Source organism: Lactiplantibacillus sp. 30.2.29, from assembly GCF_018991255.1.
In the GTDB taxonomy this organism is placed as follows: Bacteria; Bacillota; Bacilli; order Lactobacillales; family Lactobacillaceae; genus Lactiplantibacillus; species Lactiplantibacillus pentosus.
In genome coordinates this window covers 1-26,953 of the sequence record NZ_JAGYGU010000001.1, presented here as the reverse complement: position 1 = coordinate 26,953, position 26,953 = coordinate 1, and the positions used below count along the sequence as shown (strand labels likewise).

The 26,953-nt window shown below is 47.3% G+C and carries 21 protein-coding genes; 1 reads left to right on the top strand and 20 read right to left on the bottom strand.

Annotation, left to right across the window (positions count from 1 at the left end):
- Positions 1-6 precede the first annotated feature (6 nt).
- From KGF65_RS00105 to rpsB, 20 genes are all read right to left on the bottom strand, one after another.
- Positions 7-1,104 carry a prephenate dehydrogenase gene (locus KGF65_RS00105; RefSeq protein ID WP_101873380.1) on the bottom strand — a complete coding sequence of 366 codons (1,098 nt, stop codon included), beginning with the start codon at positions 1,102-1,104 and terminating at the stop codon, positions 7-9.
- On the bottom strand, positions 1,101-2,405 hold the full coding sequence (aroA, locus tag KGF65_RS00100) for a 3-phosphoshikimate 1-carboxyvinyltransferase (RefSeq protein ID WP_101873379.1): 1,305 nt from the start codon (positions 2,403-2,405) through the stop codon (positions 1,101-1,103). The genes KGF65_RS00105 and aroA overlap by 4 nt, the downstream gene beginning before the upstream one ends.
- Positions 2,406-2,417: 12 nt before the next feature.
- Positions 2,418-2,945 (bottom strand): amino acid biosynthesis protein, encoded by a 528-nt coding sequence (locus tag KGF65_RS00095; RefSeq protein ID WP_216748027.1) that lies wholly within the window; start codon positions 2,943-2,945, stop codon positions 2,418-2,420.
- Between the two features lie 9 nt (positions 2,946-2,954).
- Positions 2,955-4,124 (bottom strand): chorismate synthase, encoded by a 1,170-nt coding sequence (gene aroC / locus KGF65_RS00090; RefSeq protein ID WP_105924287.1) that lies wholly within the window; start codon positions 4,122-4,124, stop codon positions 2,955-2,957.
- Positions 4,117-5,568 (bottom strand): MFS transporter, encoded by a 1,452-nt coding sequence (locus KGF65_RS00085; protein WP_050338493.1) that lies wholly within the window; start codon positions 5,566-5,568, stop codon positions 4,117-4,119. The genes aroC and KGF65_RS00085 overlap by 8 nt, the downstream gene beginning before the upstream one ends.
- Before the next feature lie 1,117 nt (positions 5,569-6,685).
- Positions 6,686-7,039, bottom strand: coding sequence for a 30S ribosome-binding factor RbfA (gene rbfA, locus KGF65_RS00080; RefSeq protein WP_003638955.1), 354 nt, complete (start codon positions 7,037-7,039; stop codon positions 6,686-6,688).
- A 22-nt stretch (positions 7,040-7,061) separates the two neighbouring features.
- A complete protein-coding gene (infB, locus tag KGF65_RS00075; RefSeq protein WP_101873376.1) occupies positions 7,062-9,653 on the bottom strand; it encodes a translation initiation factor IF-2 in 2,592 nt (863 codons plus the stop codon).
- A 14-nt stretch (positions 9,654-9,667) separates the two neighbouring features.
- Entirely contained in the window at positions 9,668-9,973 is a 306-nt protein-coding gene (locus KGF65_RS00070; RefSeq protein ID WP_003638957.1) for a ribosomal L7Ae/L30e/S12e/Gadd45 family protein, read from the bottom strand.
- Positions 9,963-10,262, bottom strand: coding sequence for a YlxR family protein (locus KGF65_RS00065; RefSeq protein ID WP_003638958.1), 300 nt, complete (start codon positions 10,260-10,262; stop codon positions 9,963-9,965). Before KGF65_RS00065 ends, KGF65_RS00070 begins: the two co-directional genes overlap by 11 nt.
- 41 nt (positions 10,263-10,303) lie before the next feature.
- Entirely contained in the window at positions 10,304-11,566 is a 1,263-nt protein-coding gene (nusA, locus tag KGF65_RS00060; RefSeq protein WP_056952311.1) for a transcription termination factor NusA, read from the bottom strand.
- A 20-nt stretch (positions 11,567-11,586) separates the two neighbouring features.
- Positions 11,587-12,063, bottom strand: coding sequence for a ribosome maturation factor RimP (rimP, locus tag KGF65_RS00055; protein ID WP_216748028.1), 477 nt, complete (start codon positions 12,061-12,063; stop codon positions 11,587-11,589).
- A gap of 475 nt (positions 12,064-12,538) precedes the next feature.
- Positions 12,539-16,852: a PolC-type DNA polymerase III gene (locus KGF65_RS00050; protein WP_050338488.1), complete on the bottom strand. Its 4,314-nt coding sequence runs from the start codon at positions 16,850-16,852 to the stop codon at positions 12,539-12,541.
- Between the two features lie 375 nt (positions 16,853-17,227).
- Positions 17,228-18,937 carry a proline--tRNA ligase gene (locus KGF65_RS00045; RefSeq protein ID WP_101873375.1) on the bottom strand — a complete coding sequence of 570 codons (1,710 nt, stop codon included), beginning with the start codon at positions 18,935-18,937 and terminating at the stop codon, positions 17,228-17,230.
- Between the two features lie 38 nt (positions 18,938-18,975).
- Complete coding sequence (rseP, locus tag KGF65_RS00040) at positions 18,976-20,253, bottom strand: RIP metalloprotease RseP (protein WP_088771159.1); 1,278 nt, start codon at positions 20,251-20,253, stop codon at positions 18,976-18,978.
- 36 nt (positions 20,254-20,289) lie between these two features.
- Positions 20,290-21,075 carry a phosphatidate cytidylyltransferase gene (locus KGF65_RS00035; protein ID WP_050338486.1) on the bottom strand — a complete coding sequence of 262 codons (786 nt, stop codon included), beginning with the start codon at positions 21,073-21,075 and terminating at the stop codon, positions 20,290-20,292.
- A 15-nt stretch (positions 21,076-21,090) separates the two neighbouring features.
- A complete protein-coding gene (locus KGF65_RS00030) occupies positions 21,091-21,870 on the bottom strand; it encodes an isoprenyl transferase (RefSeq protein ID WP_101873374.1) in 780 nt (259 codons plus the stop codon).
- A 119-nt stretch (positions 21,871-21,989) separates the two neighbouring features.
- Entirely contained in the window at positions 21,990-22,553 is a 564-nt protein-coding gene (gene frr, locus KGF65_RS00025) for a ribosome recycling factor (RefSeq protein ID WP_003638966.1), read from the bottom strand.
- 1 nt (position 22,554) lies between these two features.
- A complete protein-coding gene (gene pyrH / locus KGF65_RS00020; RefSeq protein ID WP_003638967.1) occupies positions 22,555-23,277 on the bottom strand; it encodes a UMP kinase in 723 nt (240 codons plus the stop codon).
- Between the two features lie 199 nt (positions 23,278-23,476).
- Positions 23,477-24,355 (bottom strand): translation elongation factor Ts, encoded by an 879-nt coding sequence (gene tsf, locus KGF65_RS00015; protein WP_003638968.1) that lies wholly within the window; start codon positions 24,353-24,355, stop codon positions 23,477-23,479.
- A 102-nt stretch (positions 24,356-24,457) separates the two neighbouring features.
- Positions 24,458-25,261, bottom strand: coding sequence for a 30S ribosomal protein S2 (rpsB, locus tag KGF65_RS00010; RefSeq protein ID WP_003638969.1), 804 nt, complete (start codon positions 25,259-25,261; stop codon positions 24,458-24,460).
- Between the two features lie 224 nt (positions 25,262-25,485).
- Here rpsB and KGF65_RS00005 point away from each other — a divergent pair, with 224 nt between their 5' ends.
- Positions 25,486-26,208, top strand: a complete 723-nt coding sequence (locus KGF65_RS00005; RefSeq protein WP_050338484.1) for an HAD family hydrolase — start codon at positions 25,486-25,488, stop codon at positions 26,206-26,208.
- Positions 26,209-26,953: the final 745 nt, after the last annotated feature.

Genomic DNA, 26,953 nt, shown 5'->3' with positions numbered 1-26,953 from the left:
CATTAATTAATTCCTCCTCACGATCTGGTATCCGGCTGTCGTTAATAAAGTTGCCGCCTCATTTTGTGCAACGGCATCGTTGAACGTCAGCTGTAAAACGCCGTCGATTTCTTCTCGAATTTCTAAAATATGAATATTCACCAAGCTCAACTTTGCAGCTGCCAAACGTTGAGTGACATCCGCAATCGCCCCAACCTGGTCAGGCACGTTTAAAAACAGGTCATAAAAGTTAGGTAGCCCACCCAGTTGTTCTGGTCCAAGCCGGTCACGGGTGACTTTGGCCGTCGCAAAAAACTCATGAACACGAGTCGCATCTTGATGAGTGATGGCCGTCTTAATGTCACTCAATCGGTCAATATAGCCCTGCAATTCACTGGTTACGAGTTCAGCGTTAGTGGCCAAAATCGCCGTCCACATCGTTGGATCAGAACTGGCAATTCTGGTAATGCTTTTAAAGCCACCGGCAGCGAGTCGCAAGCCTAATGGTGAATCGGCCAACACCTGTTGGGTCTGATTGACGAGTGCGGCGGCAACCACGTGCGGCAAATGGCTCAACTGGCCCACGATTCGGTCGTGTTGGCGCGCCGTCACCGTCAACCATTTAACCCGCGTCGCCGACAGTAACGTTTGTAATTGCGTCACGACGGTATCGGACGTGCGACCAGGAATCAAAAAGTAAAAGGCATTCTCAAACAAATCCGCGCGACCGGCCGTCACCCCTGACTTATGCGACCCTGCCATCGGGTGACCACCGATAAAGTTGATCCCCCGTTGTTGTAACGGCTGTGCGGCTTGTACAACTTGTTGTTTGGTACTACCAACATCCGTGACCAGCACGTTGGGTTTCAGTGTTAAGGTCGCGAGCGTTTTTAAGTCTGCCACGATGACATTGACCGGTCCCGCCAACAAAATGACATCCGCTTGCAGTGCGGCAGCCTGCCAATCCTTAACGGCCGCATCAATGATGCCTTGCTGTTGGGCATAGCTCAGACTGGCGACATCGCAGTCACTCCCGAGCACCCGCATTTCCGGGTGAGCTTGTTTGATTGCTAATGCCAATGAACTACCAATTAAACCAATCCCCTTGACTAAGACCGTTGTCATACACGCACCCCCTGACAAAGCTGTGCTAAATCTTCAAAAAAGGTCGGGTATGAAATGTCGACTGCTTCGGCACCTGCGAGTTGCGTCGGTTGAGGGAGCCGTAATGCCGCAATCGCCATCATCATGCCGATTCGATGATCACCATGACTATCCAAATTCTCTTTTGGTTGGTGCCAAGTTGCCCGACCATCAATCGTAAATCCATCCGGTTGGGCCGTAATCACCACGCCGAGTTTTTGCAGCTCAGTCACGATAGTCGCAATCCGGTCGGTCTCCTTGACGCGCAATTCTGCAGCGCCACTAACCGTACTGATACCATCCGCCGTGGCAGCTAACAAAGCCACTAATGGCAGTTCATCAATAATGGCTGGAATATCAGCAGCCATCAGGTGAATCGGATGCAACTGCGCACAGGATACTTCAATATCTCCCACTGGTTCAGTGGTTTGAGTTTGCGGCGTTACGGTAACATGGCCACCCATCCGCTGCAAAACATTCAGTAGACCCGTGCGCGTTGGATTTAGTCCGACCTGGGTCAAGCGAATATGGGCTTTTGGCACGATGCTGGCGGCTGTCAGAAAAAACGCTGCCGAAGAAAAATCGCCGGGAATCTGCACCGTTTGACCCTGCAATTGTGGTTGTGGCGTTACGGTAATCGTACGTTCATCCGCCGCAGTTTCGATATGGCCACCAAATTGACGTAATAATCGTTCGGTATGGTCACGAGTCGGTAATTGTTCGACGATCGTACTGGGGCCGTCCGCTTGTAATGCCGCAAGGATCAGGGCACTTTTGACTTGCGCGCTAGCTACCTGCATGTCGGTATGACCACCGTGTAGTCGTTGCCCATTAATCCTCATTGGTAAATGTCCCGCGGTTAGCTCAATGTGAGCCCCCATCGCCTGCAAAGGTTGCCGCACACGTTCCATTGGACGACGGCTCAGTGAAGCATCCCCAATCAGTGTCGTTGCAAACGGTTGTCCGGCTAACAAACCGGCTAGTAACCGAGTGGCCGTTCCCGCATTTCCCATATCTAGCGGCTGCTTGGGTTGGGATAACCCGTGTAACCCGCGCCCAGTAATCGTAACCGTCGTCCCATCGCGGTGAATCGGGACGCCTAACGCCTGCAGCGCAGTCAGAGTGGACAGACAGTCAGCAGCGGGTAAAAAGCCGTGGAGCGTCGTTGTCCCCTGACTGATGGCCCCTAAGATCAGACCGCGATGCGATAAACTCTTATCGCCAGGAACCGCTAATGTCCCGTGGAGGCCGATTTTGGGCGCTCCAGTTAATGTTTTTATCATCAATCATCATCCCTAATCAATTTGATAGACGCACCACACCATCGATGGTGTCAGGCGCGCGAGTTGGCGTTCATTGTGCGTTAATGTCACATTTTTTTCGTTGGTTAAGACGTAGGCGGCCTGATTTTCTTGATAGGCCTGATACGCTAAGTATTTACTGGCAGCAGTTTGGACTGTCACCCGCTGGACTAATCGTTTGAGCAATTGTGCTGTTGCGGCGTGCGTATAGCCAATCTGGTTGTCGGCATCTAACCGTTGGACAACCACTAAGGGATCCAGTTTGGTCATAAAACAATCGCACAATGTCAACTGATTCAGCAAGGCGTAGTGGACATCGCCCCAGCTTGCATACAGCGTTGGCGATTTGAAGGCCGCGGGTATCACGAGTTGCGCACCCTGGTAAGCGTTCAGATTCGTCAAAATCGATTCAAAACTGGGATGGCCAACAATCGTCGCCTGCCCCTGCCAGACACGTTGGTTATAAGTCCGCGCTGCCGCGTAACTATCGGTCGCTGTGGGACCTAATGTATGAAGTTCCATATTGGCGTCCTAATATTGCCGAAGTTCGTCGCGGTAGTCGGCCAGCATCCGCTGCAGCCGTTGCAAGTTACTCCCATCAAACGTGGCGGTCAGCGCCCGTGCCAGTTCAATTGCGACGACACTCTCGACCACCAACGAGGCTGGCACGATGGCCGTCGTATCCGAACGTTCAACGCTAGCCTTTTGACGAACTTTAGTCGCAATGTCGACGCTTTGTAATGGCTTGTAAAGGGTTGGAATCGGCTTCATTGCGGCTTTGATCACAATTGGCATGCCATTCGTCATTCCGCCTTCAAAGCCGCCTAAATGATTGGTCAAACGGGACCAGCCGGCAGCCGTATCCCAGTCGATTTCATCCATTACTTGACTTCCGTATTGCCCAGCAGCCGTAAAGCCATCACCGATCTCGACGCCCTTCATCGCGTTGACGCCCATGACGGCAGCTGCTAACTGCCCGTCTAACTTGGTGTCCCAATTCGTGTAGCTCCCCAGGCCAGCAGGAACATTTTCAGCAACGACGCGAATCATGCCCCCAAGGGTATCACCGGCTTTCTTAGTCGCCGTGATGAGGTCATGCAGCGCTTCAACTTGATCGTTAGCTTCAATCCGCAAATCGTTTTGGCTCACTCGTGCTTGTAGTTGGCTGACAGTCAGGGTGCCATCGACTGGAATTTGTGTCGCGCCAATCTGTTGCACGTAACCAATTAGCTGAATGTCCAACTGCGCCAACAACTGTTTGCAAATCTGACCAATCGCCACCCGCATGGCCGTTTCACGAGCTGAGGACCGTTCCAACACGTTGCGCAGGTCGCGGTGCCCATATTTCATGCCACCAACCAAATCCGCATGACCGGGTCGCGGCCGTGTGACCTGTCGTAACGTATTGGTCGCAGTCGCTGGACTAAGTGGATCCATGATTGCTGACCAGTGCGCGTGGTCGCGGTTGGTGATGGTTAACGCGATCGGCGAACCTAGTGTCACACCATGTCGCACCCCACCGGTAATTTGAACCGTGTCGTGTTCGATTTGTTGGCGATTACCGCGGCCAAACCCACCCTGTCGCGCGGCTAACCCCGCATTGATGGCGTCGATATCTAATGAAAGTCCGGCGGGAATCCCGGTTAAAATGCCGCTCAATTGCGGGCCATGTGATTCTCCGGCAGTGACGTAGTTAATCATGATTAATTTCCTCCTTGTGTAAATCGTGCAAATCTGTCTGGTAAGCGCGTGAGTTGCGCATAATGGCTTGATAAATTGCTTGTAAGTACGGCGTGTGGGCCGTTTGTTTGCTCTTGGCGGCAACTTGATGTAACACCCGTTGTTCGCGTTGTTGATCTAGGACGGGCAACTGCTGCTGTTGTTTTAATTCACCGATTGCCGTGACCGTATCAAACCGCTCGTTGAGTAGACGGACGATCTGTTGGTCGATGTGGTTGATTCGCTGACGTTCTTGACTCAGTGATTTCGGACTGCGAATTGCCCAGGCCGCTAATCCCACGCAACCAATGCCGGCCACACCAATCAATAGATCGAACCGCATGGCCAACGCCACGTTTTGCTGTGACAGCCAACCGGTAATCAACGGAATCGTGAAGGACGCAATACTGCCAAACGTGAAGTAAATACCGGTGACGCGTCCCTTAACTTGCGGGTAAAGCTTAATGAATAAGTTCAGTGCGACCTGCATCACACCACCAGCCGCGGTAAACCCGAACGCGAGTGCCGCGATCATTGACAGTCCAGCGATTGGACTGTAACAAATCACCAACAATGCAACTAAGGATCCGACATTCATCGCCACTAGTAATTTGGTCTCTGCCACACCGCGGCGTAATAACCAGAAAATCACGAGCACGCCGCTAATCGAACCGATGCTGTATAACGACAACAACCAATGTGCGAGTATCGCCGAAAAATGAAACGTGCGGGTCGCGAATAAGCTGATCCATTGCGTGTAAAGAATCATGATTGCCATCGACGTGTAGCCGTATCCCGCGAGCCCAATCGTGGCCAGCCAACGCCGACCGTGACTGATTTGCTGACGAACGGCCAAGGCCGAAGCATTAGCTTGGTTACGAACAGGAAACTGCTGCCGATTAAGTAAAACGCCGTTGATGAGTAAAATGACCGCCGCCAACATGAACGACCACCCGTACCAAAGTTGCTGGGCTTCAAGGTTGGCAACCAGCAGTGGTAACAAGAATTCCCCAGCTGACATGAACGCTTTCAGTAAGACATTAGCAGAACCCTGGCGACCACCCATCTCGATAAACGTGGTATACGTGCCCGAGTCGAGGGCTGAATTCGCCACCCCGGCTAAAATTGCCAACCCATAAGCAACCTGAATGTTGGTCACTACGGCCATCCCGAGGAAGAAAATCAGGTAACTCGCCATCCCGATGTTGACGAACACTTTACGGCCAAAACGGTCTGATAAGTTGCCCAGAATAAAGTAAGCGAATAATCGACCAATCCCAATTCCTGAAATAACGTAGGAAACTGTCGCTAACGGTGTTTGCCAATGCTGCCCTAGCGCTTGCATATTTTGCGTTAAAATAATCAAGCCGATGCCATGGACAAAATAGTTCAAGTAGAGACTAATTGATAACTGTCGTTGATGCATAAACCACCACTCCTTAATGGAAATAAAAAAGGCCAGCTAGATTGAATAATCTAGTTGGCTCATCAAATTTTAATTACAATTGATGATTATTATTCCAGCTAGACTCACAGTGTCTAGCTGGTCAAGATGAATTGACTCTGCTTAGACACGAACGTAGGTGCCGTCCGTATCTAAGGTTCCAATACGGGCGCTACCTAAAATAAGCAAAGCCATAATAATAAGCAGTCGTGTTGAATTGAGTCATTATCATCTATCCTTTCCGTTTCATTGATTGTTTATATTAAAACATTCTCATTTAGATTCGTCAACCCTAATTTCATTTTAATTTGGAATTTTGTTTCAAATATTGTCAACTGTGGTTCGCTGGAAACAGTTTGAATACGCATTGTACGACGCCCTAATTGGCACTATAGATGATTAAAACGTGCTATTTTTTAAGTTCAAGTGCTGCCAGCTGAGGTCCGCTGGAAACAGTGCGAGTTATCGTAAACTTTCTGGGGTGGATGCTTCCTATGCCGGCTTCCAGGCATTCGAAAGGCAGACATGTGCGGACCCAATTTTTAATGTACTGATCGCTGATTCTTAGTAACCAGTCAGAATAATGATTACCGGTAAGGGTGACTTCTGATGATTTCTGGCTCGTCACTCTTGCGTTTGGATCGTCAAATCCTCGGTCTTACTTTACGTTATCAAGATTTTCTCTAGACATTGAATTGGTCGAATCTTAAATACAAACTGAAAGCTAATTCTACGTTTCAGTTCAATCGTCTATCTTAAGACGAATTGCCAATGAATCGATAATCTTCAAATCATCTCATCAGTATTTAGATGCTATAAATCATCATAGACGCGAATTCAACGTTTGAATAAAGGACCAGTCTCCTAATATTCAGTGGTCAATTGTACCCAGATAGGTGGTTGTTCATCTGTCATTCGAGCGGGTTCCCGACTGGAGGGGCCGGATTAGGGAGTGCATCGGCTGACGAACAGTAAACCAAACAATTGGCACGTTTTAATCATGATTCACGCCAAATTAGCGGGCACAATACGTTAATTGGGTACTAAAAAAACGCCCTCGTCACACAATAGCGACAAGGGCGTTTGGTTTGGCAAGTGGTTAGTCTTGCCGTTTTAAATTATTGATTAATTCATCGATCCGGCTACCGTACTGAACAGAGTTATCCCGTTCAAACGTTAATTCCGGCGTCTTGTAAATGCTAAGTCGTGACCCTAATTCGCTACGAATCAGGCCAGTTGCCTTAGACAAACCAGCTGCCGTCTTCTCGCCATCGGATGCTTTATCGGACAAAATACTGTAGTAGATGGTCGCCTGTTGTAAGTCACCAGTAACTGTGACGCCAGTAATCGTCACACCTGCGACCCGTGGATCACGAACCCGTTTTAATAAAATATCATTAACTTCACGTTCGATTTCCTGTTCTAGACGACCCACACGATAATGTTGTGCCATCGGTTAATCCCCCTTTGAAAGGTTATTCAATCGGAACTTCCTTCATGACGTAAGCTTCAATGACATCATTAACTTTGATATCGTTGTAGTCTTCGACCCGAAGACCAAGTTCGAAGCCTTGCTTGACTTCCTTCACATCATCCTTGAAGCGCCGTAAACTAGCTAACTTACCGTCATAAATCACGACACCATCGCGAATGACGCGAACACCGGAATCGCGGTGGATGACCCCATCAGTGACCATCCCACCACCGATAGTTCCAAGCTTAGAAACCTTGTAGATTTCACGAATTTCAGCTTGACCAGTGATTTCTTCTTCATACTTCGGTTCGAGCATCCCTTTCATCGCACTCTCGATTTCATCGATAGCGTTGTAGATGACTTGATGCAAACGAATATCAACATCGTCTGTGTCAGCTTGGGCTTTGGCTTGTGGCGTTGGCCGTACGTTGAACCCGATGATGATGGCGTTACTTGCTTCGGCTAAGGCAACGTCACTTTCGTTGATTGCCCCAACGGCCGTATGGATAATGTTGACCCGAACACCTTCAACGTCGATTTTACGTAAGCTACCAGCTAAGGCTTCAACAGAACCTTGAACGTCAGCCTTAATAATCACGTCAACTTCCTTGAGTTCCCCTTGCTTCATAGAATCAAAGAGGTTATCCAAGGTTACATGCGTCGTCTGCTTACGTTCTTCCATTAAGGCTTGTTTTGCCCGTTGTTCACCGGCGTCACGTGCTGTCTTTTCATCATCAAAGACAACGAAACGGTCGCCAGCATCTGGCACATCATTCAACCCAGTAATTTCAATTGGGGTTGAAGGAACGGCTTCTTTGATGCGCTTCCCATGGTCGTTGGTCATTGTCCGAACTTTCCCATAGGTATTGCCGACAACGATTGGATCACCGACATGCATCGTCCCTTGTTGAACAAGCAAGGTCGCAGTTGATCCTTTCCCACGGTCAAGGCTGGCTTCCAAGACAGACCCAGCCGCATTTTGCTTAGGGTTAGCCGTTAATTCAAGGACTTCAGATTGTAATAAGATCATGTCCAATAATTCGTCAAGGTTCTTACCGAACTTAGCCGAAATCTGAACGAAGATCGTGTCGCCACCCCAGTCTTCAGGAATCAACCCATATTCAGTCAATTGTTCCATGACATGGTTCGGGTTAGCACCTGGCTTATCAATCTTGTTGACTGCAACAATGATTGGCACCTTAGCAGCCTTCGCATGGTTGATGGCTTCGATGGTTTGTGGCATCACACCATCATCCGCAGCAACCACTAAGACCGTGATATCAGTAATATCAGCACCACGCGCCCGCATTTCAGTAAAGGCCGCATGCCCTGGTGTATCTAAGAAAGTGATGATCTTGCCATCGTGCTTAACTTGATAAGCCCCGATTGCTTGCGTGATCCCACCGGCTTCGCCTTCAGTAACGTGAGTATGCCGTAATTTGTCCAGCAAGGTCGTCTTACCATGGTCAACGTGTCCCATGACAGTAACCACTGGTGCCCGTGGTTCAAGGTTATCGGTATTATTCACTTCGTCATCGAAGAACTTGTCCAAGTCAGTGACATCAACTTCAACTTTTTCTTGGGCGTCAATGCCGTAATCAGTCGCTAAAATTTCAATCGTATCCTTGTCGAGTGACTGGTTTTGGTTAACCGCCACGCCCAACATGAATAACTTCTTGATAATTTCAGCTGGTTCACGGTGCAATAACTTCCCTAAATCTTGGGCGTTCATGCCGACCGTGTAAACCAGTGTTTCTGGCAACGGCTTGTCCTTACGAACTGGCGCCGGCTTGTTGTTCACTTGGCGAATCCGTTGATTCTTATTGTTATTGCGGTTGCGGTTGTTGCGGTTGTTACGACGACGGTTATTGTTGTTACCACCACGATAACGACCACCACCGTTGCCGCCACCATTGTTGTTACTATTCAAACTACCACCGAAGCGGCCGCTACCATTCCGCGCACTGTTCGTCGTCCCGTTAGAACGATTGTTGTTGGAATTGTTGCTGTTCGAACTACGGTTGTTGTTGCTATTCCGGTTTTGGCCACCGTTATTGTTGCTGCGGTTGCTAGTGTTGTTAGAACGGTTACCGCCATTGTTAGACCGGTTCGATGAATTGTTGTTCGAACGGTTGTTATTTGGCCGGTTACTGCTGTTATTAGACCGGTTAGCCCCATTGCCGCCGTTATTGCGACTATTGTTTGTCCGCGTATTATTGTTGGACCGGGTTGCGTTACCATTAGACCGGCTGCCGCCATTGTTATTGCGACTTTGACTATTATTTTGGTTATTATTACGATTATTATTCAAAGAATCACCACTCTGTAAATGACGCGAGTTGGATTGCTGCTGATTAGCAGTTCGTGTCACATTTTTGGCGACGGTATGCGTCGCCTGACTCCGCTGTGCCGGAGCCGATTGAGACTTAGGATGGGTAACGGTCGCCGCGCCAGTTAACTGGCGGACTTCAGCGTCACCGAGGGTCGACATATGATTTTTAACCGCGAAGCCCAATTGTTGTGCTTGCGCAATCAATTGTTTGCTTGGCACGTTCAAGGTCTTCGCAAGTTCGTAAATTCGCTGTTTTCCCATAGTTTCACCCTCCTTTACTGATTCATGATCGCCACCATTTTCTTGGCAAATCCGGCGTCAGTAATGGCATAAACGGTTCGTTTATTGCCCGTCGCCGCATTCATTTCAGCTTTAGTAAAGGTATCGATCACAGGAACATCATAAGATTGGGCCTTATCATGGAACTTTTTGGCAGTCGTGGGACCGGCATCACTAGCAATAAAGACTAGCTTGGCCGTCTGATTACGAATCGCAGCTAAGGTCAAGCCTTCACCTGCAATTTGCTTACTGGCACGCCGTGAAAGGCCCAGTAGGTTCAAACAAGCTTGATTAGGCGTCATTTCCGAAGAGTTCCTTTCGCGCTTGTTGGTGATCCACGTAGGCCACCAATTCATCGTAAAAATCCGCTTCGACTTTGATGCCGAATGCCTTATCGAAGGTTTTTTCCTTCTTGGCACGTTGGGCAACTGCAACGTCTAACGCAATGTAAGCACCGCGTCCTGGCTTCTTACCAGTTGGATCTACGGAAACTTCATCCTGCTTGTTCTTAACGACCCGGACTAAGTCTTTTTTGGGATGCATTTCACCCGTCACAATGTCCTTTCGTAACGGCACTTTTCTTTTTTTCATAATCCCAGACCTCCTTTGATTACTTCATTACGAACCTGACCCTATTCAGCGTCACTGGCAGCTTCATCAGAGGCTGCAGCTTCTGAATCGGTGACTGCTTCAGGTTCAGTTGCTTCTGAATCAGTTGCTTCAGGTTCTGCGTCAGTCGCTGCTGATGGTTCAGCGGCAACATCGTCAGCCACACCATCACTGACAGGGGCATCTTCAGTCGCTGCTTGTGGTGCTGTTTCGGCAGCTGCCACATCATCAGGGTTTGCATCCATTATATCAGATGCTTCGGTTTCAGATTTGATATCGATCTTGAAGCCGGTCAACTTAGCTGCTAAACGCGCATTTTGACCACGTTTCCCAATTGCTAATGATAATTGATAATCAGGAACGACCACGGTACAGCCGCGTTCGTTTTCAGGGTCAAAAATGACATCCAAGACTTCGGCGGGGTTCAACGCATTGGCGATGAAGACTGCCGTATCATCCGTCCATTCAACGATATCCATGTTTTCGCCATGGAGTTCGTTAACAATGGTTTGGACCCGTTGGCCTTTTGGTCCGACACAGGTCCCGACTGGATCAACGTTCGGATTGTTTGAACGAACTGCGACCTTAGCGCGATCACCCGCTTCACGAGCAATTGAGACGATTTCAACGATCCCGTCGAAAATTTCAGGCACTTCTTGTTCGAACAACCGTTTCAACAAGTCCGGCGCAGTCCGCGAAACGAACACTTGGGGACCCTTAGTGGCATTTTCCACTTTAGAAACGTAAACCTTGATTTTATCGTGAATCCGGTATACTTCACCTGGTAATTGGTCGGAGCGGCCCATAACGGCTTCCACCTTACCTAAGCTAACGTAAACGAACCGATTATCTTGGCGTTCAACTTCACCAGTGACGATTTCATTTTCGTACTGGCTGTATTCGTCATAGATGATCCCACGTTCAGCTTCACGTACCCGTTGCATGATGACCTGCTTTGCCGTTTGAGCAGCGATGCGGCCAAAGTTCTTAGGTGTGACTTCAAACCGAATGTCATCACCAATTTCGTAAGCCCGGTTAATTGCTAACGCGTCTTGTAAGCTAACTTCCAGCCTTGAGTCAAAAACATCTTCAACGACTTCTTTGACCGCATATACGTGAATATTACCCTTTACTTGATCAAAGTCAACTTCAACGTTTTGCGCCTGACCGTAGTTCCGTTTGTATGCAGAAACCAAGGCAGCTTCGAGGGCTTCGATCACAACTTCTTTTTTGATGCCCTTTTCTGATTCGAGGGTGTCTAAGGCCCCTAATAATTCCTTACTCATGTGTAGACTCCTTTACTTATCTAGAACTTTACCGCTAAGCGGGCTTGTGAAATCTGATCACGATTGATCGTGACCGTCTTATGACGGGTCTTATCTAAATAATCGATTGTCACCGTGGTTGGCGTGACTTCCGTCAAATCACCTTCAAAGACCTTTTTACCATCTAATTTCTGGTATAAACCAACGTGTACATATTTTCCGATGGCATTTTGATAATCTGCTTCCTTCTTCAGCGGCCGTTCCGCACCAGGCGAAGAGACCTCTAAAAAGTAAGCTTGTGGAATTGGATAAGGTTCCATCGTATCCAACTTCTCACTTAGTTCATCACTAACCATCGCACATTCTTCAATATTAATGCCGCCTGGCTTGTCGATGTAGAGCCGCAAGTACCAGCTCTGACCTTCGCGCACAAATTCCAGGTCGACGAGTTCAAACTGGTGTGCGCTGACAATGGCTGCGGCCACTGGCTGAATGGTTTCAACAACATTATTGCTCAAGGCTGTGCCTCCTATTCAGATTAGTCCAATAAAAAGAGTGAGCATCGCTGCTCACTCGTTAACGAGTTTTAAATTACAATCATATATTAGCACAATTATGGTCAAACCGCAAGCTCACGCCTTTTATAGCCGTTAGCACCGGCAATTAATTACCCGTCGAAACCATGCCACAAAAGCACGTTAATCACTGATATGACGGCATTGCTGCGCATCATTTGGCCACAAACTGCAATGTTGCCCGTTGCACGTCCAATTCGACTAAAATTTCATCAATTTTTAACTTATCGGACGCGGTGTACTCATATTTGAAATTGCACAGTGGTTTTTCGTGTGAGTTCAAATCAATGTCCGGCCTGTTCCAGCGTTGTCAGCCAGCTCTGTCAGTCGGACTAGGGTCGGCATCTGCTGACGAACAGTAATCCAACTAATCGCATGTTGTATTCATGACAAATCAACGCGCACAATCCATCTTCAATTAAAACAGAGATAATTGGTTTTCATCCGGTAAATCGTTCAGAACCCCATTTTCGGTCATGAAGTCGATCAAACTCTTAGAAACCTTACCGCGTTTCGATAAATCTTCCTTCGATAGGAATGGTTTATCCGCGCGTGCGGCCACGATCTGCTTGGCGACATTCAGTCCAAGACCAGGCACGGCTCGGAATGGTGCAATCAGCGTGTCACCATCAATCAACCAATCGGATGCATCCGACTTGTCTAAGTCGACCATGGAGAAGTTGAAGCCACGTTCCAACATTTCGTTTGCCAGCTCGAGCACCGTCAGCAAGTTCTTTTCCTTGGCACTCGCATCCATCCCTTTATCCGTGATGGCTTTCATCGAGGCCTTGACCGCTTCCTTACCATGAGCCATCGCGACGAGGTCGAAATCATCCGCCCGCACCGAGAAGTAGGCCGTGTAGTAAATCAGTGGGAAGTATACTTTGAAGTACGCGACCCGCAACGCCATCAAGATATAAGCCGCCGCATGCGCCCGTGGGAACATGTACTTGATTTTGAGACACGACTCGATGTACCAATCGGGAACGTCAGCATCCTTCATCGCCTGTTGCCACTCATCAGGAATCCCACGACCCTTCCGCACGTGTTCCATGATTTGGAAGGACATATCAGATTCCATCCCATAGTGAATCAAGTCGGTCATGATGTTATCACGACACCCAATAACTTCGGCCAGCGTAACCGTACCATCCTTGATCAATTCTTCCGCGTTGCCGAGCCACACGTCGGTCCCGTGGGAGAGTCCAGAGATTTGAAGCAATTCGTTAAACGTCGACGGATGGGTTTCTTCCAGCATCCCCCGGACGAAGCGCGTCCCGAATTCAGGAATACCCAGGGTCCCCGTTTTAGAGAAAATCTGGTCTTCGGTGACGCCTAAGACTTCGGGACTTGAGAAAATCTTCATGACATTCGGATCAACTGGCGGAATGCTTTCAGGTTGAATTCCCGACAAATCTTGGAGCATCCGAATCATCGTCGGGTCATCATGCCCTAGAATATCAATTTTCAAGATATTATCATGAATCGAATGGAAATCAAAGTGGGTCGTTTGCCAGGCCGCACTCTGGTCGTCAGCGGGATATTGGACTGGTGTAAAGTCATAAATATCCATATAGTCCGGCACAACAATGATACCGGCCGGATGTTGCCCAGTCGTCCGCTTGACCCCCGTCGTGCCTTTGGCTAACCGGTCGACCTCGGCTGAACGCAACGTTTGATTGGTATCACGTTCGTACGCCTTGACGTAGCCATAACCAGTCTTATCTGCGACCGTTCCAATCGTCCCGGCACGGTAAACATTTTTCTCACCGAACAAGACTTTGGTATAGTTGTGGGCAATCGGTTGGTAGTCACCGGAGAAGTTCAAATCAATATCCGGCACCTTGTTTCCGTAGAAACCAAGGAAAGTTTCGAATGGGATGTTTTGCCCATCACGAACCATGTTAGTGCCACATTCAGGACAATCCTTCGGCGGTAAATCGTAGCCAGAACCATATTCATTATTCGTATAGAAATGCGAATATTGGCAATTTGGACAACGGTAATGTGGCGGCATCGGGTTAACTTCCGTAATCCCAGATAGCGTTGCGACCAGACTAGACCCAACGGAACCACGCGACCCAACCAGGTAACCGTCCTTGTTACTCTTGAATACCAGCCGTTGGGCAATCAGGTAAATAACCGAGAACCCGTTCCCGATAATACTCTTCAACTCTTTGTCGACTCGTTTTTGCACGATTTCCGGCAACGGATCGCCGTACCAAGCATGGGCTCGATCCATCGTCAGCTTCTCAATTTCAGCTTCGGCACCCTTCATCCGCGGCGTATACAGTTTGTCCTTGACCGGACGGACGATTTCAAACCGGTCCGCAATCGCGCGTGGGGTATCGACAACGATTTCATGGGCGGTATCCGCACCAAGAAAATCAAAATCTTTGAGCATTTCGTCTGTCGAGCGGAAATGCACATCTGGGCGTTCCGTTCGATTCAACGGATTCCCGGGTTGCGAATGAATCAAGATCTTACGATAAATTTTATCTTCTGGATTGAGATAATGAACATCACCAGTTGCAGCGACCGGAATATTCATTTCATGACCCAGTTCGACCATGTTACCGATAATCTCTTCTAAGTGAGCCGTATCGGCAATCAAGCCACTCTCAATCAGTGCCGAGTAAGCCGCTTTTGGTTGGACCTCCAGGAAGTCATAGTAACCAGCCTTCTGACGGGCTTCTTCCTTCCCTTTTTGCATCATTGCGGTGAAGACTTCACCACTTGAGCAAGCCGAACCGACCAGAATTCCATCTCGATATTTATTCAGAATGCTTCGCGGCACCCGTGGCACCCGGTAATAGTATTCGACGTTAGATAGTGAAATGATTCGGAACAGGTTCTTCAAACCGGCTTGCGTCTGCGCATACAATGTCGCGTGGAATGGCCGCGCGTGGCGATAAGCTGCATTCTCATTCATATGATCATTTAATTGTTCGTGGAACTGGACCCCATAGCGTTCCTCGGCGTCCTTCAAAAAGATGTGGTTCAAATGTCCCGTAGATTCCGCATCATAAATCGCCCGGTGATGGTGTTCCAAGTTAACGTTGAATTTCTTGGCCAGCGTATTTAACCGGTAACCCCGTAAATTCGGGTATAGCCAGCGCGCCAGCGTTAACGTGTCAATGATTGGGTTCGTGATGGGGCCCATATGATGACGCGCGTACCCGGTATTCATGAACCCGATATCGAAAGTAACGTTATGACCAACAACGATGGCATCGCCATAAAATTCACGGAATAACTTAAAGACTTCCTCTTCGGATTTCGAACCACGTACCATGTCATCCGTAATACTGGTCAAATTGGTCGTCGTTTCCGATAAATGAAAACCAGGGTCGATAAATTCTTCAAACTGGTCGACAACGTTTCCTTTGACCATCTTAACTGCAGACAATTCGATGACCCGGTCATAGATGGCGGATAGTCCGGTCGTTTCAGTATCAAAGATAACGTAAGTCGATTCTTTTAAATCAACGTGCGCGTCGTTGTAAGCAATCGGCACCCCGTCATCGACCATGTTGGCTTCGACCCCATACAAAATTTTGATATTATTCTTTTCACCGGCTGCAAAAGCTTCCGGAAAGGCCTGGGCACCCGAATGGTCAGTGATGGCGATTGCCGGATGGCCCCACTTGGCCGCCTGTTTGACGTAATCGCTGACACTGTTGGTCGCATCCATCTGACTCATGTTGGAGTGTAGATGTAGTTCCACTCGTTTATCATCCGCTGGCGCCGTATCTTGACGACTGGCGTGCGACGTCTCATTAATGTCGTATGCGTTGATCGTCAAATCCCGCATGAAACTATCTTCTTGAACGGAACCGCGAACACGGACCCACATCCCAGTGTGTAGCGCTGCAAATTGGGCCTCGTCGTCTGCATTGCGAGAGAACTTCTTAACAACCATCGACGAGCTATAATCGGTTACTTTTAAAATCAATAACTGTCGTTGTGAACGCAGCGTCCGGACTTCCATGTCGAAAACGTAACCTTCAACGATGACAGACCGCTCTTCTTCCGTAATTTGAACCATTTGTTTTGCTGGTTCTTGCGGATTGATTTGCTTTCCTAATTGCACTGGGCCATCGATTGGCGCCGGAGAATCAGCCTGCTTCTGCCGCTTTTCATTGGCTTTCTTAATGGCCGCTTCGGCCTTTTTGGCCAGTTCTTGATCCGACTTGGCCTTCTGTTCGTGGAATTCCTTGATTTTTGCTTGCGACGCACTTTCGTCAATCATCGTGTGGATCGAGAACTTTGGAAACCCGAGTCGATGATACGTCGATTCAATCGGCCCCAAAGCTTGATTGGTCAAAAAATTTTGAATCACTTCATTTTCAGCTAATAGAATGACGCGACCATCTTCATAGGTCGGTACATTGCTATTGCACAGAGACTGAACAAGTGACGACTTAATCCCACTATGTTGAACGATCCACTCCCAATACTCTGCTAGTTCGCGACCGTTGACTTCGGTATCATCCGTTACGATTTTATACGTCACCCGGGCAATGTCCTTGAACGCAATTTGGAGTTTATTTTGAAACGTCATAAATTGCGAGTAAGGCAGCACGTGTTGAAAATGCAAATGAAATTCCCAAACTTTGGAAGCTTGATGCACGGTCAACTTATCGATCGCCGCGGCCTCGAATTCAGGACCTGTCGGCATCTCAATTTGTTCGAGGAGTTTCTCGAACATTTCTTGTTGGTTTAAACTCACCAGTGGTCCTCCTCTTATCTCATTTAAACGTTCTTGATTAGTTAACGCCTATTTCGGTGCTGATGTGAACGGCTGTCTGGGTCTGACTACAAGCTAATCAACATCACTTCTGAAACATCATCAAAGTCCAAAGTGAAGCCAGTTACTGCAATCACACGGCTCAGAGAACCTAAGTACTCACATCTATCACCGATTCAGTGAAGGTGTGACCCGTTCACATGAAACGTTACTATTTTATCACAGTCTGGGGCTCGCGCCACGTGATTGGTTGGCAAAAGAAAAATCATCTAGTTCTCGTAAATCCCAACTAGATGATTTCTTCCAATAACTAACAAAAATGACTAGTGCGTTACATGACGCAACGCTATCGTGTAATTAGTCAATATTTTCAAGTAAGACGGCTAAATTATTAGCGATCTCTTCTTGTTTAACTTCAAGCGTCTCACCAGTCTGGCGAAGTTTGATTTCAACGATGCCTTCACTGGCCTTCTTCCCAATGGTGATCCGCGCTGGAATCCCCATCAAGTCAGAATCTGCAAACTTAACCCCAGGCCGTTCCTTCCGGTCATCATACAAGACCTTGTAGCCAGCAGCTTCCAGTTGTGCTTCAACTTGGTCAGCAACTTCGACTTGTTCGGCCTTCTTAGGGTTGACTGGAATGACGTGGACGTCAAATGGTGCAATCGCTTTTGGCCAGATTAAACCATTATCATCGGCGCGTTGTTCCGCAATCGCTGAGAGTAACCGGGAGACCCCGATACCGTAGCAGCCCATGATAACTGGAATGTTGCGACCGTTAGCATCTAAGACTTCGGCATGCAAGTCCTTAGAGTAACGCGTCCCCAACTTGAAGATGTGACCGATTTCGATACCCTTAGTGAACTTCAAGACACCGGCACCATCTGGTGAGAGTTCACCTTCTTGAACGAAACGAATGTCAACGTAATCTTCAGCATGGAAATCCCGTTCTGGATTAACATTAGTGAAGTGGTGACCATCTGAGTTGGCACCGACCGTGATGTTGACCATGTCCTTAACGTACTGGTCAGCCACGATTTTAACGTCGTCACTGACGTTAACGGGGCCAAGTGAACCGAAGCTAGCACCCAAGTATTCTTGTGCTTGTTCTGGCGTCGCCATATCTAAGAAGTCAGCACCAAGGTAGTTTTTCAGCTTGATATCATTGACTTCATGGTCACCACGAACTAAAGCCATCACTGGCTGGTCGTCAGCGATAAACAGAATACTCTTAACAAGTTGATCCGCTTCGACCTTCAGAAAGTCGGCTAACTCATCAATCGTGCCCACGCCGGGGGTATCGATTTCTTCCATGTCTTTGAGTGACGCATGCGACTTCTTAGGCACGTACAAACTCCGGGCCATTTCAAGGTTCGCTGCGTAGTCACTGGCATCAGAGTAAACGATCGTATCTTCACCAACTGGGGCGATTGCTGAGTATTCACGTGAATCCTTACCACCCATCGCGCCACCGTCACCGATAATCGAGCGGAACTTCAAGCCGCAACGTTCGAAGATGTTTTGATAAGCTTGCGCCATATCTTGGAACGTGTCATCCAGTGAAGATTCATCGGCGTGGAAGGAATAAGCATCCTTCATAATAAATTCACGCCCACGCAACAAGCCATAACGTGGCCGATCTTCATCACGATACTTTGCTTGGATTTGGTATAACGTCAATGGCAACCGCTTGTAGGACTTGACTTCATCACGAATCAGGGACGTGAACGTTTCTTCATGGGTTGGTCCCAAGATGAATTCACGATCATGCCGATTCTTCAGTTTGAATAATTCAGGCCCATAAGTTTCATACCGGCCCGTGGCTTTCCATAACTCGGCAGGAATCACAGCTGGTACCAGCATTTCTGCTGCATCGATCTTTTCCATTTCTTGACGAATAATTTGTTCAATATTCGTTAATACCCGGTAGGCTAATGGCAAGTAAGCATACATTCCGGCCGAAATCTGGCGAATGTAGCCCGCCCGCAGCATCATCTGATGACTTAAGGCTTCAGCGTCATTTGGCACTTCCTTAAGTGTTGGGATTAACAGTTTCGATTGTTTCATCTACAAATCTTCTCCTTATTATTCCAAATTAGTATCGCTTAGAAGAAATATCGTTGGATATCATTCCAAGTGACTAAAATCATTAATAACATCAAGAGGCCAAAACCAATCAAGGTAATGACACTTTCCGTTTCCACTCGTAGTGGTTTACCCCGAATGCCTTCAACAATGTTTAATAATAGTTTACCACCATCAAGGGCTGGAATTGGTAATAAATTGACAATTCCCAGGTTGATCGACAAGACTGCCAGCAAATAAATCACCGTTCGCAGACCTGATTTAGCTGCTTGCGAGGTCGTGGCAAAGATAGCGACCGGGCCACCTAAATCGTTCAAACTGAAGCCATGCGTGACCATCCGGCCGAGGACCTGAAAAATCTGTTTGGTGATATTCCACGAGCCCGTAAACCCATAGGCCAATTTGGCACCAAAACTCTTGTCAGTCTTCGTCGCCCACATCACGCCGATTTGGCCGATGCGATTACCAGAGACCGTCTTAGCAGCTGGTGTTACCGTAATTTTTTTGGTTTGACCATCACGTTTGATCGTCAAACGCAACCGTTGCTTGGGACTGTCTTGAATCAGGAGCGAAATCGACTGCGCACTGGTCATCTTTTTACCATTGACAGCGACAATTTGATCACCTTTTTGAATCCCAGCTTGACGCGCAACCGAATTGGCCGTCGTCGCCGCAACATTAGTCGTCGTACTCGTCACGCCACCCTGCATGAACGCCAGGATTGCAAACGTGATGATGGCTAAGATGAAGTTATTCATGGGACCAGCAAAATTGGTCAGCATCCGCTGCCAGAGCTTGGCTGACTGAAATTGAACATCTACCGGGGCAATCTGCACCTCAGTCCCATCACTTTCGATAATGGTCGCATCGTGGTCGACTGAATAACGTTTAACTTCGCTCTCGTCGCCATTCTCATAGCCTTCGATCCATAGCTCGCGCTCTAAGTCAGTCGCCGTGACAGATAACGGGATCCCGTTGAACAACGTCGTTTTCTTACTAGCATTGATTGAATGGACGATGCCATCCTGACCGATTTGTAAGCTAACTGGCGTTCCGGGTTTCAGTTCCTCATCTTCATCGTCAGCGACTCCGGCCATCCGCACGTACCCACCAATTGGCAAGAAACGTAACGTATAAGTCGTCGCATTCCGCCGAAACGCAACTGCCTTGGGTCCCATCCCAACAGAAAATTCACGCACCAAAATCCCAGCCTTTTTGGCAAAATAGAAGTGCCCAAATTCATGGACGATAACCAAGATTCCGAAAACGATAATGAACGTAATAATTGTAACGATCAATTTAGCGCCCCTTTCTTCCGCGTTTCGGGTATTCGCTTAGAACAAGCCGAATAAGTGTGCAATTGGGAAAACTAATAACATACTATCAAAACGGTCTAAAATCCCACCGTGTCCTGGTAAAATCTTACCAGAATCTTTAACGCCATAGTAGCGTTTTAAGGCTGATTCGACGAGATCGCCGAATTGCCCCACGATTGATAAGACAATCGTAATCAAAATCATACTGATGGCACTCGCATAACCGACGTGAAACCCGATGGCAAACGCACTGGCGATGATGACACCAATCACGCTACCACCGATGCAGCCTTCCCACGTCTTATTGGGACTAATGGGTGTCACCTTATGTTTACCAAGCTTGCGGCCAACCATGTACGCACCACTATCTGTCGCCCACACGATGAACATTAAGAACAACAACATTTCAACGTTGATGCCACGTGCCGCGGTAAAGTAGTTGAAGCCCATCCCAATATACAAAATACCAAGCGTCAACACACCCGCATCATCGAATGAGAACCGATTGCGTGACCAGACGGTGTGCAGCAATAACAGAATAACTAAGAAGTAAACCACATATTCTTTATTGAGCTGATCTGGTAAGCCATTGAACCATTTTGTCGGCGCAATTTGAATCATAACTGCGAGCATACTAACGATGGCCTCAAATGAAATCAATAGTTTCTTACGCATGATGAGTAATTCACTCATCGCGATGGCACCGAGCAACATGGCAACGATGTCTAAAGTAATCCCACCCACAAAAATGACTGGGATAAATAAAATTAACGCAACGACTGCCGTAATGACCCGTTGTTTCATACTGAAAACTCCCTTTTATTTATGATCAGACAACCCGCCGAAGCGCCGATCACGACTCTGAAAGTCCGCGATACAAGCTTGCAGGGTCGTCGCTGTGAAGTCTGGCCACTTGACATCCGTGAAGACCAGTTCACTATAAGCAATCTGCCACATTAAGAAATTTGAGATTCGTTCTTCACCGCTCGTTCGAATCAGCAAATCTGGATCATTATAAGGGGCAAGTGGCGCCGTCATCAACGCCGCGTCGATGGTCGCATCATCAATATCAGCGACATCCAATTCACCATCACGCACCCGCTTGGCAATCTGTTGCACACCCGTCACGATTTCGGCTCGCGAGCCATAGTTAAGGGCAAAGTTTAACACCATACCGTCACACTGCTGCGTATCCGCAATCGCATCTTGAACGGCTTTTTGCGTGGCAGCGGGCAACCGGTCGATATACCCCATCACCTGTACCCGCACATTATTCTTGACTAAATCGGGAACGAACGTGTCAAAGAAACTCACGGGCAACTGCATCAGGTAATTGACCTCGTCAGTTGGCCGCTTCCAATTTTCAGTAGAAAATGCATACAGTGTCAAGACTTTGACGCCTAAATCACTGGCTGCGATGGTAATTTTCTTGACCGTGTTCATGCCTTCTTTGTGTCCAGCAATTCGCGGTAAGTGCCGTGACTTTGCCCAGCGGCCGTTGCCATCCATAATGATGGCGATGTGTGCTGGAATGCGGTTTGGATCCAGTTGAATCTCTGTTTGATCGGCAGGATCATCCTTATTAAAAAAAGCGAACAAAGCGCACCTCCATAAAATTAGCTTAACTATGCACTATTTTACCAAAAAATGCAGCAATTAACTATTCGTCAACAAAAAAAGGCTTGAATTTCTCCAAGCCTTAATAAATTGGTCGGTAATTAGCCTTCCAAAATTTCTTTTTCTTTATCCGCCACGATCGCATCGACATCCTTGCCGGCTTGATCGGTCAGCTTTTGGGCTTGATCTTCCAACTGATGAAGTTGGTCATCAGTGAATTGACCATCCTTGTGGCCCTTCTTCAAGGCTTCCATGGCGTCACGCCGAACGTTCCGTACCGCAACCTTTGCACGTTCACCTTCAGCCTTGACATCCTTGGCTAATTCTTTCCGGCGTTCTTCCGTCAATTGTGGAATCACCAACCGAATGGCAGAGCCGTCATTAGCAGGACTGATTCCTAAATCTGAAGCCAAAATTGCCTTTTCGATTTCCTTAAGGGCGCTCTTATCAAACGGTGTCACCATTAAGACCCGTGGTTCTGGGACCGTGATTGCGGCCATCTGATTCAATGGTGTTTGTGCGCCATAGTAATCTGCTGAGATCCGGTTCAACAATGAGGCGTTGGCGCGTCCGGCACGAATGTTACCTAATTCGCGTTGGAGTGCGGCTTCAGCCTTCTTCATCCGTTCTTGTGCTTCTTTTAAAATTGGTTCTGTGACTGCCATCTTATTTCCCCCTGACTGTTGTACCGATGTGTTCACCGGCAACGACTTTCCGAATATTGCCAGGCTCGTTCAAGTTGAAGACCACAACCGGAATATCATTATCCATCGACAATGAACTAGCCGTCGTATCCATGACTTGAAGGCCCTTGTTGATAATATCAAGATGCGTTAAATTATCGAACTTGACCGCGTTGGCATCCTTATTAGGATCGGCGGAGTAAACACCATCAACCCCATTTTTAGCCATCAGAATTGCATCTGCGTTGATTTCTGCAGCCCGCAAAGCAGCGGTCGTATCGGTTGAGAAGTATGGACTACCCGTACCACCGGCAAAAATAACGATCCGCCGCTTTTCCAGGTGCCGCATTGCCTTACGCCGAATGTAAGGTTCCGCGATTTGCCGCATTTCAATCGACGTTTGGACCCGTGTCGGAACACCAATCGACTCCAAGTTATCTTGAAGCGCGAGTGCATTCATGATTGTTGCAAGCATGCCAATATAGTCGGCTTGTGCTCGTTCCATTCCCATCTGGGCACCGGCTTCACCGCGCCACATGTTGCCACCGCCGACAACGATTGCAATTTGTACGCCCATGTCATAGACGTCCTTTAATTCCTCTGCCACCGTTTTAATGACGGGTGGATTGATTCCAAAACCCTTTTCACCTGCTAAGGCTTCACCACTAAGTTTTAGAATCACGCGCTTATATTTAACTTCCGACATCGTCTTGTCCTCCTCGAAATTATCTGTCTATTATTTTACCATATATTTGAATTAGCGTTTGGCTTGCAAGCACAATCCGCGCGAAAAATTAACCGAATTCTCTTTTTAAAGCGGCTTCACGCCCTGGCAACAAAAAAGAGACCGCGGCAAAAATAACTTTTTGTCGCAATCCCCAATTAGCTAATCCTTTAGACAGTAATTAGTCTTTGATTTGGCTCATAACTTCATCGATAAAGTTGTCAGCCTTCTTTTCGATTCCTTCGCCAACTTCGAAGCGAATGAATGCGTTAACCTTGCCACCCTTTGATTCAACAAAGTGTGCAACTGTTTGGTCAGAGTCCTTAACGAATTCTTGGTCGTCTAAGCTGATTTCTGAGAGCCATTTGTTCAAACGGCCTTCAACCATTTTTTCAACGATCTTTTCAGGTTTACCTTCGTTCAAGGCTTCCTTAACTAAAACTTCTTTTTCATGTGCTAACCGGTCAGCAGGCACTTGTTCGCGGTTAACGTATTCTGGGTTGATGGCAGCAACGTGCATGGCAACATCCTTAGCAGTTGCACTGTCCGCACCGTCTAACACAACTAAAGCGGCAATTTGGCCACCGTTGTGGATGTATGAACCAAAGTTTTGGTCGGCACCCTTTTCAACCACTTGGAAACGACGAAGGCTAATCTTTTCACCAGTAACTTGAGTCGTTTCGATAACGTCATCTTTGATCGTACCGTTAGCCGTCTTTAAAGCTAAGGCATCGTCAACAGATGCTGGGTTTTCTTCTGCGATCTTGTCAGCAACTTCAGCGACTAAGTCCTTGAACTTGTCAGTTGAAGCAACTGAGTCAGTTTCACAGTTGATTTCAACAATGGCAGCCTTGTTGTCTTTGATGGCAACAGCGGCGATACCTTCAGCGGCAACCCGGCCACTCTTCTTTTCAGCCTTGGCAACCCCTTTTTCACGTAAAACGTCAACGGCTTTTTCCATGTCGCCTTCAGTTTCAACTAACGCCTTTTTAGCGTCCATCATACCAACACCGGTTTTATCACGAAGTTCTTTAACTTGTGCTGCAGAAATCTTTGCCATAGTTTACTCTCCTTTGAGTCTCTTGTTTTTAGATAAAAAGCTGCCCACAAAATCAGGCCGTAATGGTCCGCGATTTTTAGGCAGCCTAATTATTTCAATTAATTATTTGTCAGACTTTGCGTCGTTGTCGCCTTCAACAGCTTCAACGATGTCTTCCAATGAATCAACGGACTTCTTAGCATCCTTGTCATCTTTGAAAGAATCTTCAGTAACGTCTTCGTCTTCACCTTGACGACCTTCAATGACAGCGTCAGCCATCTTAGAAGTGATCAAGCGAACGGCACGGATAGCGTCATCGTTTGATGGGATAATAACATCGATATCATCTGGATCAGTGTTCGTATCAACCATGGCAACGATCGGAATGTTCAACTTTTGAGCTTCCTTAACCGCAATTTGTTCCTTGCGAGGGTCAACGATGAAGATAACGTCTGGAATCCGAGGCATGTCTTCGATACCGCCCAAGAATTTTTCGAGCTTAGCCCGTTGCTTCATTAATAATGAAACTTCCTTCTTAGGTAAACGTTCGAAAGTACCGTCAGCTTCCATCTTCTTCAAGTCTTTAAGACGCTTGATCCGAGTTTGGATGGTGTTCCAGTTGGTCAAAGTCCCACCTAACCAACGATGGTTAACGTAGTATTGACCTGCACGAGTTGCTTCTTCTTCGATTGAATCTTGGGCTTGTTTCTTAGTCCCAACAAACAAGATAACGCCATCATCAGCGGCAGCGTCCTTAACGAAGTTGTAAGCTGAGTCGATCATCTTGACCGTCTTTTGTAAGTCAATGATGTAGATTCCGTTACGTTCCGTAAAGATGTATGGTTTCATCTTTGGGTTCCAACGACGAGTTTGGTGACCGAAATGGACACCGGCTTCAAGCAATTGTTTCATAGAAATAACAGCCATAATAAATGTGCCTCCAAAAAATTTGTTTTATTCCTCCCCACTGCTCATCTAATTACGACACTCTCCCGAGCACCGCCGTAATTATCCCAGTAGGTGTGAATTGGTTTTAACACCGAAAATTAGTATACCGAAAATCCCGGTTGTATGCAAGCAATTTCAGCAAGAATTTGTGAATTACAGAAAGTGTGTTAAAATACTATCTCGCATAGGGGGCTCACTTAATTATGATAAAAGCCATCATTTTTGATCTTGACGATACGTTATATGATCAAAAATCACCGTTTGTCGCTGCTTTAACCAAAACTTATCAATCGGTTTTAAGTCAGGACGAATTGGCAAAAATATTTAATCGGTTCCACGATTTCAATGAACAAACCTTTAATCAAGTTATGGACACGACGATGAGTCTTGAAGCTTGGCAGACCGCTAGAATTCGCCACGCCTTGGCACCCATCGTCAAACACGTCAGTACCGATTGGGCCATTCAATTTGAAATGGCTTATCAACAGGCGCTCGACCACATCAGTTTGTTCGATGGACTGGCTGGCACGCTGACCAAGCTAAGCCACGCGTTCAAAATCGGCATCATTACCAATGGTCCAGCACCGATCCAACATCAAAAGCTGCACCAACTCCAAATTGAACATTTTGTTCACCCAGACAATATTTTTATTTCTGATGAACTGGGTATTGCTAAGCCGGACCCATCCATCTTCACCACCTGGGCACATCAGGTCGGCATTAAGGCTAATGAAGCCGTCTATGTCGGTGATAATGCGGCGCTAGATATGACCAGCGCCAAACACGCCGGCTGGCAAACTTTTTGGTTTAATTATCGACACAATGACCAAGTCACTCCAAGTGTCATTCCGGACCAAATCATTCAGAGCCCTGCTGAATTAAACGAGCTCCTACTGGCATTGGTTCAGGCAGCCAGTGCGTCGTAAGCTGAAGCATCGTGCGTTGATTTCAATTTTCAGCGATACTTTTAAAACAGACCTTAGTCAGCGAGCTTGGCTGAGGTCTGTTTTTTGTTGCGCGATTTGCGACAGTCTTGATTGTTAAAACCGTATACATATTAAAAAGACGTGATACCCGTCCCAGTTGCCTTGGTATACGTCGTCTGCTTGTGCAGTCTTAACAGTTCGTTAGGTTTATTTATATTGTCCTGACCCGTCTTAAGCAGCTGTACAACTTCGATTAATTGACCTGTATCCTTTCCAATTTGAGATGCAGTTCACTCGTTGTCAGATGTCTGTCCGTTGTACCGATTGCGCCACCGTGATATGATATCACATGTAGAGGAAGGGCTACTTGACCTAGCCCACACCCGCATGTATGACGCAATATCTTAATTTGCTACATTGTACGAGATTGCTTTTTTACTGTCGTTAAAAACTTAAACCACATTATATCAGTCTTAACCCTGATATTTTTTGCACGGCTTAAATTTAGGACTGCACGACTGTAAATGTCATACGCGACTGCAAACAAAAGGATAGCTTGAACTGCCGATACGACAATCATCAAAGTAAAGCACCATCATGACGCATCGCAACACCTCATTCAATTTCAATTAACTTTTGTAAGTGTTGTCCTCTGCCATCGCTGCGATGTACCACACGGCCTAATTACCCGTATGCAGCAAATAACTGATCGTGTCGCCTTATGCCTTGCAGATCGGTTCCAATA